This window comes from Streptomyces liangshanensis (genome assembly GCF_011694815.1).
GTDB lineage: Bacteria > Actinomycetota > Actinomycetes > Streptomycetales > Streptomycetaceae > Streptomyces > Streptomyces liangshanensis.
Window position 1 is genome coordinate 1,383,609 of record NZ_CP050177.1, and the last position, 16,079, is coordinate 1,399,687.

Consider the following 16,079-nt stretch of genomic DNA (forward strand, 5'->3'; position numbering starts at 1 on the left):
GACGGGTGGCCGGATCCTGGCCGGGGTCAGGAGTGCAGCCCGGCCCATACCTGTTCGAACTCGCCGCGCATCTTGTCGCCGATCGACGTGCGCCACGCTTTCACGGCGCTCCGCACGTCGTCCCAGTCCGCGTCGGACCGCATGTAGCCCTTCAGCGGGCCCTGGATGATGTCCTCCTTGGCCTGGCTGCCGTAGGTGACGTTGGTCTCCGAGTACAGGCCGTACGAAGCGTCGGGCGCGAGGACCTTCACGGCACGCTGCTGCCACGCGTACTGGCGCCGTACGGGCCCCGCGTCCTGCGGGTAGTAGAGGCTCTGGGCGGCGTCCGTGGTGCTGCTGGTGGGGAGCACCACGTTCGTGGCGCCCACCGGGGTCATGATCGGGTCCGGTCCCTTGTACGCGAAGTCGTGGCCTTCCACGCCGTACTTGCGCAGCAGGTAGTGGTCGGTGCCGAAGGGCGAGGCGAGCAGGTTGAACGCGCGGAGCAGTTGCTCGATGCGTTCCTTGGGGGCCTTCTTGAGGGAGAGCATCGCGAAGTTGGACGGGCCGGCCCAGTGGGTTCCCTCGCCGCCGTCGAACCCGGGGGCGATCATCGCGTCGATGTCGAACTTCGGGTCGGTGGCGCCGTACTGGAGGAGGTATTGGTTCCAGGCGAGGTTGCCGTCGTAGTTCATGGCGATCTGGCCGTTGCCGAACCAGTCCTTGAACTTGCCGACGGTGGTGAAGCCGTCCGGGTGGATCGTCTGCGCCTTGACCAGTTGGCGCATGGCGTCGAGGGCCTGGCGGAGGATGTCGGTCTCCTCCAGCCACCAGGTGAACTTCCCGTCCGTCTCCCGCCAGGTGTTCGCCCCGTGCAGCATCTCCAGGACGAAGTACAGGGTGACGAGCGGGTCCCCGTTGGCGTACTTCGCGTGCCGGGGGTCGGAGAGGTCCTTGCTGAGCTGGAGGAACTCCTTGAACGACCGCGGGCGCGGGTCGAGGTCCTTCTCCTTGAAGAGGTCGGCCCGGTAGAACATGGCGGATCCGCTGTTGGCGCGGGGCATCGGCAGGCCGTACAGGCCGCCGGCGACGATCATGGGGCCCCAGGACGCGGTGGGGATGTTCGCCAGGTAGGGGTAGCGCCGCACGCCACCGCCGGAGAGGTACGGCGAGAGGTCCTCGAAGAGCGCGTTGAGCATGCCGGGCTGCCGGGGCGCCGTGGGCAGCACGAGCATCGCGTCGGGGAGGTCGCCGCCGGCCACGGTCAGGGAGAACTTCACCGGGTAGTTCGCCACCGGCACGATCTCGTAGTTCAGGTCGGTGCCGAGGGTCTCGTTGAGCTTCCGCCACATCGGGTTCTTGGACGCGGGCGGCGGTACGGGGTTGAACGTCAGGGTCATGACGTCGATGGGCGGTCCCTCGGCGGGCGGCCCGTCGGGCGCGGCCGCGACCGGGTGCTTCGGATAGTGGTAGTAGCCGTTGAGCACCCCCGACTCGGTGCCGGGGAGGTCAGGTCGCAACCCCCGGTAGGGGACGAAGTCCGGCGGTTTCACGGCGGCGTTGGCCGCGGGGGGCGGCGGGGCCGCGGCGTCCCCGCAGGCCGCGAGGGCGGGCAGGGCGGCGGTGGCGAGTCCCGCGAGGAGGACGTTTCGGCGGGTGGGGTGCGCACCCATGGGGGTCCCTTCTTCCGTGCGGTCCGTGCGGTCGGTGCGGGGTGTGGCGGCCCCGGGGACGGCGGCCGGCGGGGCGCCGTGGACGTCGTCCGGGCGGCTCATCCCTTGACCGCGCCGATCATCACTCCCTTGGTCAGGTGCTTCTGGAGGAACGGGTAGACGGCGATGATCGGGACGATGGACAGGACGAGGATCGCCGCCTGCAACGCGACGGTGGGCGGCAGCGCGGCGGCGGGGTCGGCCGTCTGTCCCTGCCCGATGGCGGCGTTGTTGACCACGTAGGTCTGGAGGACGAGTTGGAGCGGCCACTTGACCGACTGGTTGATGTAGATGAGGGCGTTGAAGAAGGCGTTCCAGTACGAGACGGCGTAGAAGAGGCCGATCACCGCGACCGACGCCTTCGACAGCGGCAGGACGATCCGGGTGAGGATGCGCCATTCGCTCGCGCCGTCGATGCGGGCCGCGTCGATCAGCTCGCCGGGCAGGCCGGTGAAGAACGAGCGCAGGACGATCACGTTGAAGGCGTTCACGGCCGTGGGCAGGATCAGCGACCAATAGCTGTTGATGAGGCCGAGCTGCTTGACGACCAGGTAGCTCGGGATGAGACCGGGCACGAACAGCAGCGAGAAGACGAGGAGCAGCAGGATCGGTTTGTGGCCGAAGGTGCCGGGCCGGCTCAGTCCGTACGCGAGCGAGATGGACGCGGACAGGCTGACCAGGGTGCCGACGAGCGTGACACCGATGCTGACGAGCATCGCGCGGGACACCAGCCCGCCGCCCAGCAGGGCGCGGTAGGAGTCGAGTGTGGGGTGGTCGGGCCACAGCACGAAACCGCCGGTGCGGTTGATCTGGGCCGTGTCGGCGAGGGACGTGGAGAGCACGGTCAGGAAGGGGATCGCCACCACTGCCACACACGCCAGCAGGACGACGAACTTCACCGACCGCCACCAGGGGGAGCCCCCGGACTGGCCGGGAATGGCGCTGTAGGAGCGGGTGGACCCGCGCCGCGCGGTGGAGAGTGTGCTCATTTGCGGTAGATCCCTTCCTCGCCGAGGAGATGGGCGATCTTGTTCGCCCCCAGGACCAGCGCCACCCCGACCAGGCCCTTGACCAGGCCGACGGCCGCGCTGACGCCCCACTGCCCCGCCACGAGACCGTTGTTGTAGACGTAGGTGTCCAGCACTTCCGTGGTGTTCTTGTCGAGACCCGTCTGCTGGAGGACGATCTGCTCGAAACCGACACTCAGGGCGTCGCCGAGCCGGAGGATCAGCAGCAGCACCACAAGTCCGCGCAGGGCCGGGAGCGTCACGTGCCAGGTCTGCCGCAGCCTGCCGGCGCCGTCGACGGCGGAGGCCTCGTACAGGTCGGTGTCGATCCGGGTGAGCGCCGCGAGGAACAGGATGGTCGCCCACCCGGTGTCCTTCCAGATGACCTGCGAGGTCAGCAGTTCCTTGAACAGGTCGGGGTTGCCGATGATGTTCCAGGTGCCCCATTCGTGTGCCTGGAGGAAGACGTTCAGCAGCCCGCCGTTGCCGAGCATCTGCTGGAAGATGGCCACAACGACGACCCAGGACAGGAAGTGCGGCAGGTACAGCACGTTCTGCACGATCCGCTTGATCCGTTCGCTGACCAGGCTGTTCAGCAGCAGTGCCAGCAGGATCGGCAGCGGGAAGACGAACACCACCTGGATCAGGGTCAGTTCCAGTGTGTTGACCAGGGCGTGCAGGAACGCCGGGTCACCGTCGAAGAGGATCTTGAAGTTGTCGAACCCGCTCCACCGGCTGTGCATGATGCCGGTGAAGGGCTGGTAGTCCTGGAACGCGATGACGTTGCCGAGCAGCGGCACGTACTGGAAGAGCAACAGCACGACGGTGCCGGGGACCGCGAACCAGAACAGCGCCTTGTCGCGGTGTCGGGGGGACGCGGGCCGAGCGCTCTCGCGTGGCCTCTCCCGCGGGTCCGGCCGGAGCGCCGGCCGGTCAACTGCAGTCATGTCGTCTGGTCCCTTTCCCCGGGATTCGGCCGGCCCCGTCCGCATCCGGACCGGCGGGGGCCATGTAAATCCCTTGGATTGCTCGACGTCAATGCTTCTGAGCTGTGAAAACCCGCTACCGGAGTGTTGCAGGGCGATTTCGTGAGGTGTAGAGATAGGGCAGTGCCCGGCGCGTTCCTCCAGGTCGCAGCCCCCTTGGGGGACGGCGCGGCGGCACTTGTCCCCGCAGGTCGACATGAACCGAATGGCCACTAACTACTTTTACAGACAAGGTTCCTGAGGATCATGCACAAGCCAGGTGAATTGTCATTGACGGACCGGGATCTCGCGGAACTCAACGCCTGGGCGAAGGACCGGAGCGACCGCGCTCTCCGGCTCAGAATCGTGCGGGACGCGGCAGCGGGGCTGTCCGTCTCGCAGAGCGCGCGTGAACTCAGGATCTCGCGCCCGACGGTGACCGCCTGGCGGCAGCGGTACGCGGCGAACGGCCTGGCCGGACTCGAACACCGGCCGCGCAGCGGGCGTCCCGCCCGTATCGACGAGGCGGACGTCGTCGCCGCGACGCTGGCCGGTCCGCCGACGCCCCAACGCGTGTGGTCGGCGCGGGCGTTGGCCGATCATCTGGGGCTCTCGCACACCGCGCTCGGCAAGGTGTGGCAGCGGTGGCAGGTCCGGCCCGGCGCCGCCGACACCCCTCTCCTGCTCCCGGTCGATCCCCCGCTGCCCTGCCATCACCCGGAACTCCTCGCCGCGGGCTCGTCGGCGGACGGCGCGGCCTACGTGGTGATCGCCGAGGCCGCCGCCGGCCAACAGCCGCGGGTGGGCGCCGCGACGGCCGAGGAACGGCAGATGCGGTACGCGGCGCTGACGGCGATGATGCGGGGCACGCAGCCGGACGACCCGGACGCCGCCGGCCCCCGGAGCAAGGGCGCGCCGGCGCGCCGGCCGGCCGACGGCGGGACGCGGCGGCCGGCGCCGCAGGCGGCCGCGCCGGCCCTCCCGCCGTCGCTCGCCGCCCGGTGGTCCGCGCGCCGCCTGCACGTCATCACCTGGGGCGACTGCGTTGGACCCCAGGGGCTGCCGCACACCGCGAGGCGGCACACCGCGCCCGCCGCCATGGGCTGGGCCTCGACCGTCTGCCTGATGGCGCAGCTCGAACTGCGCCACCAGCCGCGCCCGGCGCGCGTGGCGCTGGACTCGCTGGCCGACGCGGCGCGGGAGTTGCCCAAGTCGCCGCCGGGCACGCCGTTCCGGTGGCTGCGCCAGGGCCGGCAGGAGGCGGCCGCCCGCCGCCGTACGGTGCACCGCGCCTTCGACCAGCCCGCGTTGGGCTCGTTCAACGAGAAGCTGGTGATCGAGTCCGTCCGGGTCAGGGGCTCCCTCAGCCGGGTCGAGATCGCGGAACGCACCGGGCTGACCCCGCAGGCGGTCTCACGGATCACCCGCAACCTGCTGACGACCGGGTTCCTGGTGGAGGAGGAGCGCCGCTCGACGGGCAAGGGCAAGCCGCGCGTTCCGCTGAAGCTGTCCGAGGACGCCGCGTGCGCCATCGGCATCCACGTGGACCCGGAGAAGATCACCCACGTGTTGGTCGACCTGTGCGGCAACGTACGGGACACCCACACGCTCGACGTCACCGCGCGGAGCGATCCGCAGACGTGCATGGACTGGATGACCCGGACGACCACCCGGACCATCGAAGCGGCGGGCCCGCTCGGGGCGAAGATCCTGGGCGTCGGGGTGGCGGCGCCGGGCCCGCTCGACGTGCACGAGGGGGTCCTCCTCGACCCGCCGCTGTGGGCGGGGTGGGGCGAGGTCCCGTTGCGCGCCGAACTGAACCGGATACTGCGGCTTCCCGTGCTGCTGGAGAAGGACGCGACGGCGGCCGCGATCGGCGAGCGGTGGCTCGGCGCCGGGGAGAGCGGCAGCGACTTCGTCTACCTCTACCTCGGCGCGGGGGCGGGCAGCGGGGCGTTCCTCAACGGGGACGTGTACCGCGGCACGTCGGGCAACGCCGGTGAGTTCGGTGAGCTGACGGCGTACGCGCTCGGCCGGGTGGCGCCCGGCGGCGGCCCCGAGATGGTGCCCGAATGCGCCCCGATGTCCGCCGTCGTAGCCCGGGCCGGGGACGCGGGGCTCACCGTGCCGGGCGGTGAGGTCACGTACGACGCGGTGTGCGGCGCGGCAGCGCACGGGGACGCCCGCGCGGTCGGCGCGATCCGTGAGGTGGCGCGGGTGGTGGCGCGGGGCGCGGTCGCCATGACGGACCTGTACGACACCGAGCTGATGATCGTCGGCGGCCCGGCGGTGCCGCCCGAGGTCGCCGAGCTGTACCTGGCGGAGATCTCGGCGGCGGTGAACCGCTTCCCGATGGCCCGCCGGGTCCGCAGCGTGCGGGTCACGTACTCGACGCTGAGCGCCTCGGCGGCCGCGGTCGGAGCCGCGGCCGGTGTCTTCCACATGGCGTTCGCGCCACGCCTGCGCACCCACAGCGGCGCCGCCGCCTGAGTCGCACCGGCCGCCGGCCCGCACATCTTCCCCGCGTCACCCACCCCCCTTCCGACCCCCTTCCGAGAGGACCGACCCGATGACATCGCCGCACCCCGATCCCGCGGCACCCGGCGCCGAGGGTCCGGTCGGCCCCGGCGACGGGTCCGGATACCCGCGGCTGACCGAGCTGTTCCCGGCCTCGCTGGTGAGGGCCCGGATGCCGCGGATCGGCGAGTGGAGCCCCGTACCCCCGCCGGCGGACGGACGATGGCGGGCGGTCGGCGCCGGCACGCGGACCCGGGTCGTGGCGGCGGCCTCCGCGTCGCTCGGGCTCCCCTGGCCCGGGCTGCCCGCGTCCCTGTTCGCCCGGTTCGCCCGCGACGGTGACCGCTCCGGCTACCAGGCGGCGGCGTTCGCACGACGGGCCCGCCTCGCCCGGGCGGTCCTCGCGACGGCCCTGACGGCCGGGGCCCCGGCGGCCGCGGCGGGGGACGCGGACGCGTTCGCCGACGAGGTGATGGACGGCGTGTGGGCCCTGTGCGAGGAGACGACCTGGGCCTGGCCCGCCCACGAGTTCCGGGTCCTCGGCCCGCCGCGCGGCCTGCTGGCCGACCCCGGCCGTCCCACCCTGGACCTCGGCGCCTCGGGTACGGCGGTGCTGCTCGCCCTCACCGACACGCTGGTGGGCGACGCGCTGGACCGGCGCGATCCGCTGGTACGGCGCCGGCTGCGCCGCGAGGTGTCCGCCCGGGTCCTGGGGCCCTATCTGGAGCGGGACGAGTGGGGGTGGTACGACGGTTCGACGGCCAAGCTCAACAACTGGAACCCGTGGATCCACTCGGAACTGCTGCTGGCCACCGCCCTGACCGAGGAGTCCGACGAGCGCCGCGCCGCCCTCGTGTGCCGCATTCTCCAGGGGTTGGAGAACTACCTGCGGGCCCATCCCCGGGACGGCGGCTGCGACGAGGGCCCGCACTACTGGTGGCGGGCGGGCGCCAGCCTCTTCGAATGCCTGGAGACCCTCACCTCGCTGCTCGGCACGGACGCGGGCGTCTTCGCGCATCCGCTGGTCCGCGCCCTGGCCCGGTACCCCGTGTCCACCTGGATCGGCGACGGCTGGGCCGTCAACTTCGCCGACGGACCGGCCCGGCCGCGCGAGACCGCCCCCGCGCTGCTCCATCGCTTCGGCCGCCGGACCGGTCAGCCGGAGGTGAGCGCCCACGCCCGGGCCCTGCGCGGGTCCGACGGGGGACTCCCGCTCGACGAGGAGCCGTTCGACCTCCGCCGCGCCCTGGACGACCTGCTCGACCCCGAGTGGCACGCGGCGCCGCCGGCCGCCTTCCCGCTGCCCGGGCACACCTGGCTGCCCGACACGCAGGTGCTGGTCGCCCGCGCGGAACCGGGCACCACGCGGGGACTGCTCGTCGCGGCCAAGGGCGGTCACAACGACGAGAGCCACAACCACAACGACGTCGGTTCGTTCCTCGTCGCCCTCGACGCGCGGCCGCTGGTCATCGACGCCGGGGTGGGCACGTACCGCAGGGAGACGTTCAACGAGGACCGTTACGGGATCTGGTCGATGACCAGCGCGTACCACAACGTGCCCGTCGTCAACGGCTTCGGCCAGCCGCCGGGGGCGCGGTTCCGCGCGGAGGCCGTGGCCGCCCGCCACCGCGCGGACCTGGACGAGCTGACCTGTGACCTGGCGGCGGCCTACCCGCCGGAGGCCGGACTGGAGACCTGGTCGAGGACCGTCCGGCTCGTCCGCGGCGCCGACGCGCGGGCCGAGGTCACCGACGCCTGGCGGTTCCGTACGGCTCCCGCGTCCCTGGCCCTGCACCTCCTGGTCAGCGGTACGGTCACGATGGGGCCGGACGGCACGGCGGACGTCGTCCCGGCGGACGGGCGCGGTCTGCGACTCAGCTGGGACCACGCCGCGTTCGGCGCCCGGGCGGAACCGGTCCCGCTCGACGACCCGGCGTTCACCCGGGTGTGGGGACCCGTGATCCACCGGCTGGTCCTCACGGCCCGCCGTCCGGCGGGCGAGGGCGGCCACACCCTGGAGGCACGGCCGTCGGCGCCCTGACGGGGATCGCATGTAAAAGTAATTACGATCCATCTCGCGGCGGGGAACAAACCGTCAGGTGACAGGCCATGGAAGCGTGTCGCCCCCGACATGGCCAGTTCACCCGCCCGAAACAGGGAGAGGGCCGGAAGGTAACAAGGTTTCCACGCGGGAGTTCACCCAGGTCCAGCCCGCCGAAGGTATTGACGTAACACAATCCACTGAATTTCCTTGCACTCAACCGCCCCTGAGACAGGGCGGCGACCCGGACGCGCAGGACCTTGCCGCGCCACCCCCACGGGCCGCTCGCCGAACCGGCCCGGTTCTCTCCCCCCACCCCCCACTTGGGATCCCCGACTCCCTCCCCCAAAGGAGTTCCCCATGCAACAGCCGACCAGGCGCAGCGTGATCGTCACCGGCGCGCTCGCCACCGCCGCGGTCGCCCTCGGCCGCTTCCCCGCCTCGGCGGCCGTCCCCGGCCAGTCCAACGGCGGAGTGCGCGTCATGCCGCTCGGCGACTCGATCACCGACGGCTTCACCCCCTACCCGGGGGGCTATCGCGTGAGACTGTGGCAGCTCCTGGCCGCCGGCGGGTACACCGTCGACTTCGTCGGAACGCAGACCAACGGCCCCACGGCGCTGGGCGACCGTGACCACGAGGGGCACTCCGGCTGGCGCATCGACCAACTGGACACGAACATCAACACCTGGCTGGGCCAGACCGACCCGCGCACCGTCCTGCTCCTCATCGGGACGAACGACCTCAACCAGAACTACGACATCGCGAACGCGCCCCGGCGCCTCTCCGCGCTGATCGACAAGATCCGCGCGGCGAAACCGCGGAGCGAACTGTTCGTGGCGACCATCCCGCCGCAGTCGAACGCCACCCTCGAAGGCCGGGTCAGGGCGTACAACGCCGCGATTCCGTCCGTGGTGGCCCAGAAGGGCTCTCGCGTCCATCTGGTTAAGATGTATGACGCACTGACCACTTCGGACCTCGCGGACGGCATTCACCCCACGAAAGCCGGCTACGAGAAGATGGCCTCGGTGTGGTTCAACGCACTGCGCTCGGTGCCGTCCTCGCTCGCGCCTCTCGCGGCGACGCGGACCGCGGCGCGCTGACCGCCCGGCCCGGCCCGGCGGCCACGCCCCGCCGTACCTCGACGCGCGCCGCCGACGCGCGGTCGGCCGCCTTTCGCACGTACCCCCACGACACCATTCACAGAGGATCAGCATGAGCGAACGAGACCATTCCCGGCGTACCTTCCTGCGCGGGGCCGGCGCCGCCGGCATAGGCGCCGCCGCGTGGGCCGGCGCCGGGAGCCTGTCCGCCGCGCACGCGGGAACCCCCGGCGCGGAAGCCGCCGCGGCGCCGCGGCCGAACGCCGCCGCCGCGACCATCGGTGTCAAGGGCAAGGTGTACGCCGGCTACCAGGGCTGGTTCGGCGCGGCCGGTGACGGCTCCCCCCAGAACGCGTGGATCCACTGGGCCGGTAAGACACCGTCCCCGGGGAACCAGACGTTCGAGCTGTACCCCGACATCTCGGTCTACCCGGCGTCCGGCCTCTACCAGACCGGCTACGCGAACCTCGGCAACGGCCAGCCGGCCAAGCTGTTCAGCTCGTACTCGACGGCCGTGGTCGACCAGCACTTCAAGTGGATGCAGCAGTACGGCATCGACGGCGCGGCCCTCCAGCGCTTCGGCGGCGAGGTCGCCGACACCACACGCCCCAACTTCAGGCAGCGCAACGACATCCAGTCGAAGGCGCGGGACGCGGCCCAGAAGTACGGGCGCGGCTTCTACATCGAGTACGACATCAGCGGCCTCACCGACGCCAACCTCGTCTCCACGCTCCAGAACGACTGGACGAACACCATCACCGGGTCGCTCGGGCTGACCAACTCGCCCGCCTACGCGCGCGAGGGCGGCAAGCCCGTGGTCGAGCTGTGGGGCCTCGGGGTGAGCAACCGGGCCGGCACGGCGCAGAGTTGCCTGGCGCTCGTCAACTGGTTCAAGAGCAAGGGCTGTTACGTGATCGGCGGGGTGCCGCGCGGCTGGCGCACCGACAGCAACGCCAAGCCGGGCTTCGCCCCCGTCTACGCGGCGCTCAACATGGTCTCGCCGTGGAACGTCGGCAACTCCGTGGTCGACCAGAAGCTGTTCGACGACGACGTGGCCAAGCTGAAGGCGAGCGGGCAGGACTACCAGCCGGTCATCTTCCCGGGCTTCGCCTGGTCCAACTGGAAGGCCGGGTCGCCCAGGAACGAGATCCCGCGCAAGGCGGGCACCTTCATGTGGCAGCAGGCCGTGGCGGTCGCCCGGAGCGGCACGAAGTCGGCCTTCATCGCGATGTTCGACGAGTACGACGAGGCCACCGCCATCGCGCCGGCCGCGACGGACAAGTCGCAGATCCCCACGAACCAGTACTTCCTGACGCTCGACGCCGACGGGACGAAGGTCTCGTCCAACTACTACATGCGGCTCGCCGGGGCGGCGACCAAGATGATCAACGGCTCGGCCCCCGTCAGCACCACGATCCCGATCCCGCCCGTCGGGTGATCTGAGGGCCCACCCGGCGGAGGGGACGGCGAGGGAAGCGGGTGGTGGACGGAGACGTCCGCCACCCGTCGCCGCTTTCCCCGTCCCACAGGTGTGAAGGGCCGATCCGGGGGCAGACGAGCGACGTCAGCAGGGCGGCGATGGGAGAACAGATGACCCCCGGCAAGGCGACGCAGCGCGTACCGAGACCGTCGTACGGACAGCTCCTGGAGAAGATCCGGTACGACGGCGTCTACCCCACCCGCCGGCGCGCCGAGGAAGCGCTGCTGGCCGTGCTCCCCGTCCTCGCCCCGCAACTGACCGACCAGGGCCGCGCCCTGCTCGCCGACCGCCTCCCGGACGAGGTCTCCGCACTCCTCACCGCCGAGGCGTCGTCCCCCTCCCGACTGCTCACGAACCGGGACTTCGTCGAGCACGTCGCGGCCCGGACCGGCACCGACTACGCCGTCGCGAACTGGGACACCGAGGCCGTGCTCAGCAACCTCGCCTCGCTCGCCGGCCCCGCACTCCTCCCCCGCCTCCTGGCCCAACTCCCGGCCGGCTACGCCGCCTTGTTCGGCCACGCCCCGCACGCCCGGGCGGCCTGAACCCGGACGGCACCACTCACGGCCCCGCTCACGGCACCGCCGGGAGCGACGCGGCGGTGACCGCGCCGAGCATGATGTGTCCGGTCGCCCGCACCGCCGCGTCGCGGCCCAGCCGCCCGGCGGTGACCTCGCGCGACAGGGCCTCCGCGGCACCGACCACGCCGAGCATCAGCGCCGTACCCCCCGCCTCGGGGAGTCGTACGAACCGCTCCACGGCCCGCAGGTAGAGCGCGGCGTAGCGCTCACGGCCCTCCCGCAGCAACTCCTCGGCGCCGGCGAGCGAGTGCAGCGCGGCCGTCACCGCGCCGAACTCCTTGCCGATGTGCAGGACGCAGTCCACGTACGCCTCCGAGAGGCCGCGGACGGTCTCCTCCAACGAGTTCGCGTGCGCGTCCAGCGCCGCCCTCGTCATCTCCGTCTGCTGCTCGTCGACCCGCCGGTAGAGGGCGATCAGCAGGCCCGTCCGCGTCTCGAAGTGGTCGTAGGCGACGGGCTTCGACACCCCGGCGTCCTCGGCGAGCCTGGCCAGGGTCAGCACGTCGGCCCCCTCGGCGCGGACGATCGCCAGCGCGGTGTCGAGCAACTGCGCCCGGCGCCGTTCGCGCGACAGCCGACGTGACACCACCACGGGCCTCCCTCCTTCTCGCGGGGATCCCTCCCCCGCGGACCCATGACCAGGAGCCTAGTGGCTTGACACGTAACCTACTAGCAGTAACTTACTAAGTGTAGGTTCCATGCGCGACCCACCCACACCTCCCGGGAGTCCTCTGATGTTTCGCATACTTGTCGCCGGCGGCTACGGACTGGTCGGAGCGCGGATCGTGAGCACCCTCCGTACCGCGGGCCACGCGGTCGAGATCGTCGTCGGGGGCCGCCACCCCGAGGAGGGCGCCGCCCTGGCGCGTGAGTGGGACGCGCGCGTGGTGGCGCTCGACACCGACCACCCGGAGGACGGGCTCACCGAGGCGGGACCGGTCGACCTGGTCGTCGCCGCGGTGCAGGACCCGGACGACCGGCTGCTGCGGGCGGCCCTCCTGTCCGGCGCCGGGCACCTGGGCATCGTCCGCAAGGCGGACACCGTCGGCCGTACGGCGATCACGGCGGCCGCCCTCGCCCGGCGCCCGGCCCTGATCATGGGGCACTGGCAGGCGGGGGCCGCGACGTTCGCCGCGCTGGCCGGGGCGCGGGACTTCCACCGGGTGGAGCGGGTGGAGCTGGCCGCCCTGTTCGACGCGGCCGATCCGGCGGGCCCGATGGCCACGGCGGACAGCGGGGCCTTCTTCGGCCGGACGCTCCTGCGCCGTGACGGGCGCTGGCGCGAGGTCGAGGAGAAGCGCGAGATCCGCCAGGTGGAGCGCGAGGGCGCCCCGGGCTTCGCCGCGCAGCCGATGGGCGTGCTGGACGTCCCGGCCGTGGCGGCCGTCACGGGCGCGCCGGACGTCCGCTTCGACATCGGTCTCGGCGCGTCCGCCGGCACGCTGGCCGGCGGACCGGCGTCCCACGAGATCTTCGCCGACCTCCGGGGCGTGGACGACCGGGGCAGGCCGGTGGCCCGGCGCACGGTCGTCAGCGACCCGCTCGGGCAGGCCCACCTGACCGCCGTCGGAGCCGTCATCGGCGTCGAGCGGATCCTCGGCCTGGACGGCGCCCCGCCGATGGCGGCCGGGGTGGCCTTCCCGGAGTCGGTGATCGACCCGGCCCGCGCGCTCGACCGCCTGCGCGCCTTCGGCGTGGACGTCACCACCGCCCCCCTGGCGCCGCTCGCGGCCTGAACCGCGCGACGACCCGCCGGACAGGCCCTAGGCGTTGCGTGAGCGGTGCGGGTGGGCCGGGTAGACGCCGAGTACGCGTACTTCGGAGGAGAAGAAGCGCAGTTCGTCGAGGGCGTGGGCGACCCGGGTCTCTTCGGGGTTGCCCTCGATCTCGATGTAGAAGCGGCTGGGCTGCATGCCCGCCCCGAGCTGGTAGCTCTCGATCTTGGTGAGGTTGACGGCGTTGCTGGCGAAGCCGCCGAGCGCCTTGTAGAGGGCGCTGGGGATGTTGCGTACGAGGAAGAAGAGGCTGGTCACCGTGGGGACGCCGGGCTCCGGCGGGCGGGCGGGGTCGCGTGAGAGGACGATGAAGCGCGTGGTGTTGTCCGGGTCGTCGGCGACGTCCGCTGTGAGGACGCGCAGTCCGTACTGCTGGGCCGCGGCGGGTGGGGCCAGTGCCGCGTGCCCGGGGTCGCCCAGTTCCGCGACCTCGCGGGCGGCGCCCGCGGTGTCGTCGCTGACCAGGGTCCGCCAGCCGCCCTCCCGCAGGATCTTGCGGCACTGGCTCAGGGCGTGGACGTGGCTGCGGACGGTCTCGACCTGTTCCAGGGTCCCGTCGGGTACGCCCATGAGGTCGAAGCGGATGGCGAGGAAGTACTCGCCGATGATGGACAGGCCGGCGTCCGGCAGGAGGTGGTGCACGTCGGCGACCCGGCCGGCGGCCGAGTTGTCCACCGGGATGACCGCGAGGTCGGCGGTCCCCAGGAGCACGGCGTCGAGCGCCTGGTCGAAGCCGGTGCAGGGCAGTCCCGGGCTTCCGGGATACAGGTGGGCCACTGCCGTGGCCGAGTTGGACCCCGGTTCGCCCTGGTAAGCGATGACTGTCATAGGTGGTGCGGTGTCCTAGTCAGAAGTGGTGCCGGCTGCGGGGAGCAGGCTGGTCGTGAACCGGGCGTGCTGGAGCACCGGCGCACTGCCGGCCATGATCCGCTCAAGGGGATGAACGGCCCGGGAACGCGGTAGCGCGTACTCGTACGCCGCCGCGTACACGTCGCGCACGAGATGATGCGATTCTTCCACCTGCCCGACGATGCCGTGGCTCGCGACCCCCTCGCCCGGGTGGGCGGCGAGGGTCAGGTCCCGTCGTACGCTCTCCCGCCGCCGCTCCAGCAGGGCGCCCAGCCCCGCGGTCGGCGCGCCGGACGGTTCGGCGTCCGGGTCCAGGTCCGCGACGCGTTCGAGCACGTGCCGGGCGACCCCCATGGCCATCCCGGTGACCGCGACCCACAGGAACGCCGCCTCGTCCGCCCGCAGGTCCCGGCCCGCGGTACCGGCCGTCAGCCCGGCCGGTATGTAGAGGTCGCGCAGCCGTATCAGGCTCGCGTCGCCGTCGATGCCGCCGGTCCGCTCCAGGGCGCCGACCTCCACGACGTACAGCGCGTGCCCCTCCGCCGGCCGGCCGTCCGCCGGGGCGGAGTCCGCCGGACCGGACCGCAGGGCCAGCCACCGCGCCCGCCGGTACGCCGACGGCAGCCGCCACGCCCCGGAGAGCAGCCGGCCGCCCTCGGCGGGCCGGGCGGTCGGGCGCGCGCCGCCCGGGCCCGCGGCGGGGTCGGCCGCAACCAGGGGCGCGGCCCAGTTGTGGGTCCGGCAGAAGGAGTCCCAGGCGCCGGTCGGGTCGGCGTGGCCCAGACGCTCGTACACGTCGAACACCCGGGGCAGCCCGGCCTCGGGTCCCGCCGACCGGTCGTCGGACACCTGCGTCGATCTCCGCACGCTCCGCTGTGGCGGATACGCCATCGGCACTCCCTGCTGGTCGGAACTCGAAGCGCTCACCCCGCGAACGGCGCGCGGGCCGCGACCGCCCGCGGGGGCGCGGCGGGAAGGTCGGCGCTCCCGACCCTCCGATAAGTACACGTATCGGAGCGCACCATGACTCCAGTGTCCTTCGTCACAAAGGCCCCACCCGCACCCAAGGGCGCGGCGGGCGGGAAGCCGGGGGTGGCGTCGCCCGCAGGCCCACGTTAGAGTCAGCTGACTATTTGCACAAATAGTCAGCTGACATCGGAAGGGGTTCGCGGTGCCCAGATCTCGCACCTACACCTGGGAGGACCCCGGGACGACGGCGTCGGCCGTCGGCGGCACCGCCGGCCTGGAGTTCATGCGGGACGTGCTCGCCGGGCGGCTGCCGGCGCCGCCGTTCGCCGCCACCCTGGGCACCGTCCTGGAAGAGGTGGGACCGGGCCACGCCGTCTTCACCCTGGTCCCCGGCGAGGAGCACTACAACCCGCTGGGGACCGTGCACGGCGGCGTGTTCGCCACGCTCCTGGACTCCGCCGCGGGATGCGCGGTGCACACCCTGCTGCCCGCGGGCATGGCCTACACGTCGCTCGACCTCACGGTGAAGTTCCTGCGCCCGGTGACCGCCGCGAGCGGGCGGATCCGGGCCGTGGGCAGCGTCCTCAGCAGCGGGCGGCGGACCGCGCTCGCGGAGGCGCGGATGTACGACGCCGAGGACCGGCTCCTGGCCCACGCGACCAGCAGCTGCATGATCTTCCCCGCACCCGCGTCCACACCCGCGTCCGCACCCGCACCCGCGTCCACATCCGGGTGAGGAAGGAACGTCGACGGTGAGCATCCTGGACATGCTGGGACAGCGGTGGACGCTGCGGATCGTGCGGGAGGTGTCCCTCGGTGAGCACCGCTTCAGCCGGATCGCGGACGGTACGGGAGTGTCGAGGAACATCCTCGCGGACCGACTGCGCCAGCTCACCCACGCCGGGATCGTCGAGTGCCGGCCGTACAGCGAGCATCCTCCGCGCCACGAGTACCACCTCACGCCCGCGGGCCTCGAACTGGCCCGGATGATCGTGGAGTTGTGCACCTGGGACCACCGGTGGAACGGGGCGCCGGGTCCCGAAGGCGCCCCTTCGGGCTGACCGGCGCCCCTCTCGATCCCGCTCGGCCCCTCTCGATCCCGC

The 16,079-nt window shown here is 72.1% G+C and carries 14 protein-coding genes; 8 read left to right on the forward strand and 6 right to left on the reverse strand.

The annotated features are described in order from the left end of the window. Positions 1–26 precede the first annotated feature (26 nt). The 3 genes from HA039_RS06050 to HA039_RS06060 form a co-directional block, all read right to left on the reverse strand. Complete coding sequence (locus tag HA039_RS06050) at positions 27–1,652, reverse strand: ABC transporter substrate-binding protein (protein ID WP_167024867.1); 1,626 nt, start codon at positions 1,650–1,652, stop codon at positions 27–29. A gap of 98 nt (positions 1,653–1,750) precedes the next feature. Next, positions 1,751–2,680 carry a carbohydrate ABC transporter permease gene (locus HA039_RS06055; protein WP_167024870.1) on the reverse strand — a complete coding sequence of 310 codons (930 nt, stop codon included), beginning with the start codon at positions 2,678–2,680 and terminating at the stop codon, positions 1,751–1,753. Beyond that, the gene (locus HA039_RS06060; protein ID WP_167024873.1) at positions 2,677–3,645 is read right to left on the reverse strand and encodes an ABC transporter permease; all 969 of its coding nucleotides are present in this window, start codon (positions 3,643–3,645) and stop codon (positions 2,677–2,679) included. Before HA039_RS06060 ends, HA039_RS06055 begins: the two co-directional genes overlap by 4 nt. Before the next feature lie 309 nt (positions 3,646–3,954). Here HA039_RS06060 and HA039_RS06065 point away from each other — a divergent pair, with 309 nt between their 5' ends. From HA039_RS06065 to HA039_RS06085, 5 genes are all read left to right on the forward strand, one after another. Further along, the gene (locus HA039_RS06065; protein WP_243869200.1) at positions 3,955–6,153 is read left to right on the forward strand and encodes an ROK family protein; all 2,199 of its coding nucleotides are present in this window, start codon (positions 3,955–3,957) and stop codon (positions 6,151–6,153) included. A 79-nt stretch (positions 6,154–6,232) separates the two neighbouring features. Then, positions 6,233–8,221, forward strand: a complete 1,989-nt coding sequence (locus HA039_RS06070) for a heparinase II/III domain-containing protein (protein ID WP_167024877.1) — start codon at positions 6,233–6,235, stop codon at positions 8,219–8,221. A 360-nt stretch (positions 8,222–8,581) separates the two neighbouring features. Continuing rightward, positions 8,582–9,322: an SGNH/GDSL hydrolase family protein gene (locus HA039_RS06075; RefSeq protein ID WP_167024879.1), complete on the forward strand. Its 741-nt coding sequence runs from the start codon at positions 8,582–8,584 to the stop codon at positions 9,320–9,322. Positions 9,323–9,434: 112 nt separating this feature from the next. Beyond that, positions 9,435–10,760, forward strand: a complete 1,326-nt coding sequence (locus HA039_RS06080) for a glycoside hydrolase family 99 protein (protein WP_167024881.1) — start codon at positions 9,435–9,437, stop codon at positions 10,758–10,760. A 152-nt stretch (positions 10,761–10,912) separates the two neighbouring features. Further along, positions 10,913–11,347 (forward strand): DUF2267 domain-containing protein, encoded by a 435-nt coding sequence (locus HA039_RS06085; protein ID WP_243869203.1) that lies wholly within the window; start codon positions 10,913–10,915, stop codon positions 11,345–11,347. Between the two features lie 28 nt (positions 11,348–11,375). On the opposite strand, the gene HA039_RS06090 is transcribed toward HA039_RS06085, so the two are convergent. Continuing rightward, complete coding sequence (locus tag HA039_RS06090) at positions 11,376–11,975, reverse strand: TetR/AcrR family transcriptional regulator (protein ID WP_167024885.1); 600 nt, start codon at positions 11,973–11,975, stop codon at positions 11,376–11,378. 142 nt (positions 11,976–12,117) lie between these two features. On the opposite strand from HA039_RS06090, the gene HA039_RS06095 reads away from it, so the two are divergent. Next, positions 12,118–13,119 carry a Rossmann-fold NAD(P)-binding domain-containing protein gene (locus tag HA039_RS06095; protein ID WP_167024887.1) on the forward strand — a complete coding sequence of 334 codons (1,002 nt, stop codon included), beginning with the start codon at positions 12,118–12,120 and terminating at the stop codon, positions 13,117–13,119. Positions 13,120–13,146: 27 nt separating this feature from the next. Here HA039_RS06095 and HA039_RS06100 read toward each other — a convergent pair whose 3' ends face one another. Both HA039_RS06100 and HA039_RS06105 read right to left on the reverse strand, forming a co-directional pair. After that, positions 13,147–13,986 (reverse strand): prephenate dehydratase, encoded by an 840-nt coding sequence (locus HA039_RS06100; RefSeq protein ID WP_167024889.1) that lies wholly within the window; start codon positions 13,984–13,986, stop codon positions 13,147–13,149. A gap of 15 nt (positions 13,987–14,001) precedes the next feature. Further along, positions 14,002–14,898 (reverse strand): hypothetical protein, encoded by an 897-nt coding sequence (locus HA039_RS06105; protein ID WP_167024890.1) that lies wholly within the window; start codon positions 14,896–14,898, stop codon positions 14,002–14,004. 280 nt (positions 14,899–15,178) lie between these two features. Here HA039_RS06105 and HA039_RS06110 point away from each other — a divergent pair, with 280 nt between their 5' ends. Beyond that, positions 15,179–15,712, forward strand: coding sequence for a PaaI family thioesterase (locus tag HA039_RS06110; RefSeq protein ID WP_167024892.1), 534 nt, complete (start codon positions 15,179–15,181; stop codon positions 15,710–15,712). A 16-nt stretch (positions 15,713–15,728) separates the two neighbouring features. After that, positions 15,729–16,037: a winged helix-turn-helix transcriptional regulator gene (locus HA039_RS06115; RefSeq protein ID WP_167024895.1), complete on the forward strand. Its 309-nt coding sequence runs from the start codon at positions 15,729–15,731 to the stop codon at positions 16,035–16,037. Positions 16,038–16,079: the final 42 nt, after the last annotated feature.

Excerpts from the sequence above, each read along its gene's own strand:
- HA039_RS06050 (WP_167024867.1), bottom strand. The coding sequence starts at position 1,652 with ATGGGTGCGCACCCCACCCGCCGAAACGTCCTCCTCGCGGGACTCGCC.
- HA039_RS06055 (WP_167024870.1), bottom strand. The coding sequence starts at position 2,680 with ATGAGCACACTCTCCACCGCGCGGCGCGGGTCCACCCGCTCCTACAGC.
- HA039_RS06060 (WP_167024873.1), bottom strand. The coding sequence starts at position 3,645 with ATGACTGCAGTTGACCGGCCGGCGCTCCGGCCGGACCCGCGGGAGAGG.
- HA039_RS06070 (WP_167024877.1), top strand. The coding sequence starts at position 6,233 with ATGACATCGCCGCACCCCGATCCCGCGGCACCCGGCGCCGAGGGTCCG.
- HA039_RS06075 (WP_167024879.1), top strand. The coding sequence starts at position 8,582 with ATGCAACAGCCGACCAGGCGCAGCGTGATCGTCACCGGCGCGCTCGCC.
- HA039_RS06080 (WP_167024881.1), top strand. The coding sequence starts at position 9,435 with ATGAGCGAACGAGACCATTCCCGGCGTACCTTCCTGCGCGGGGCCGGC.
- HA039_RS06085 (WP_243869203.1), top strand. The coding sequence starts at position 10,913 with ATGACCCCCGGCAAGGCGACGCAGCGCGTACCGAGACCGTCGTACGGA.
- HA039_RS06095 (WP_167024887.1), top strand. The coding sequence starts at position 12,118 with ATGTTTCGCATACTTGTCGCCGGCGGCTACGGACTGGTCGGAGCGCGG.
- HA039_RS06100 (WP_167024889.1), bottom strand. The coding sequence starts at position 13,986 with ATGACAGTCATCGCTTACCAGGGCGAACCGGGGTCCAACTCGGCCACG.
- HA039_RS06105 (WP_167024890.1), bottom strand. The coding sequence starts at position 14,898 with ATGGCGTATCCGCCACAGCGGAGCGTGCGGAGATCGACGCAGGTGTCC.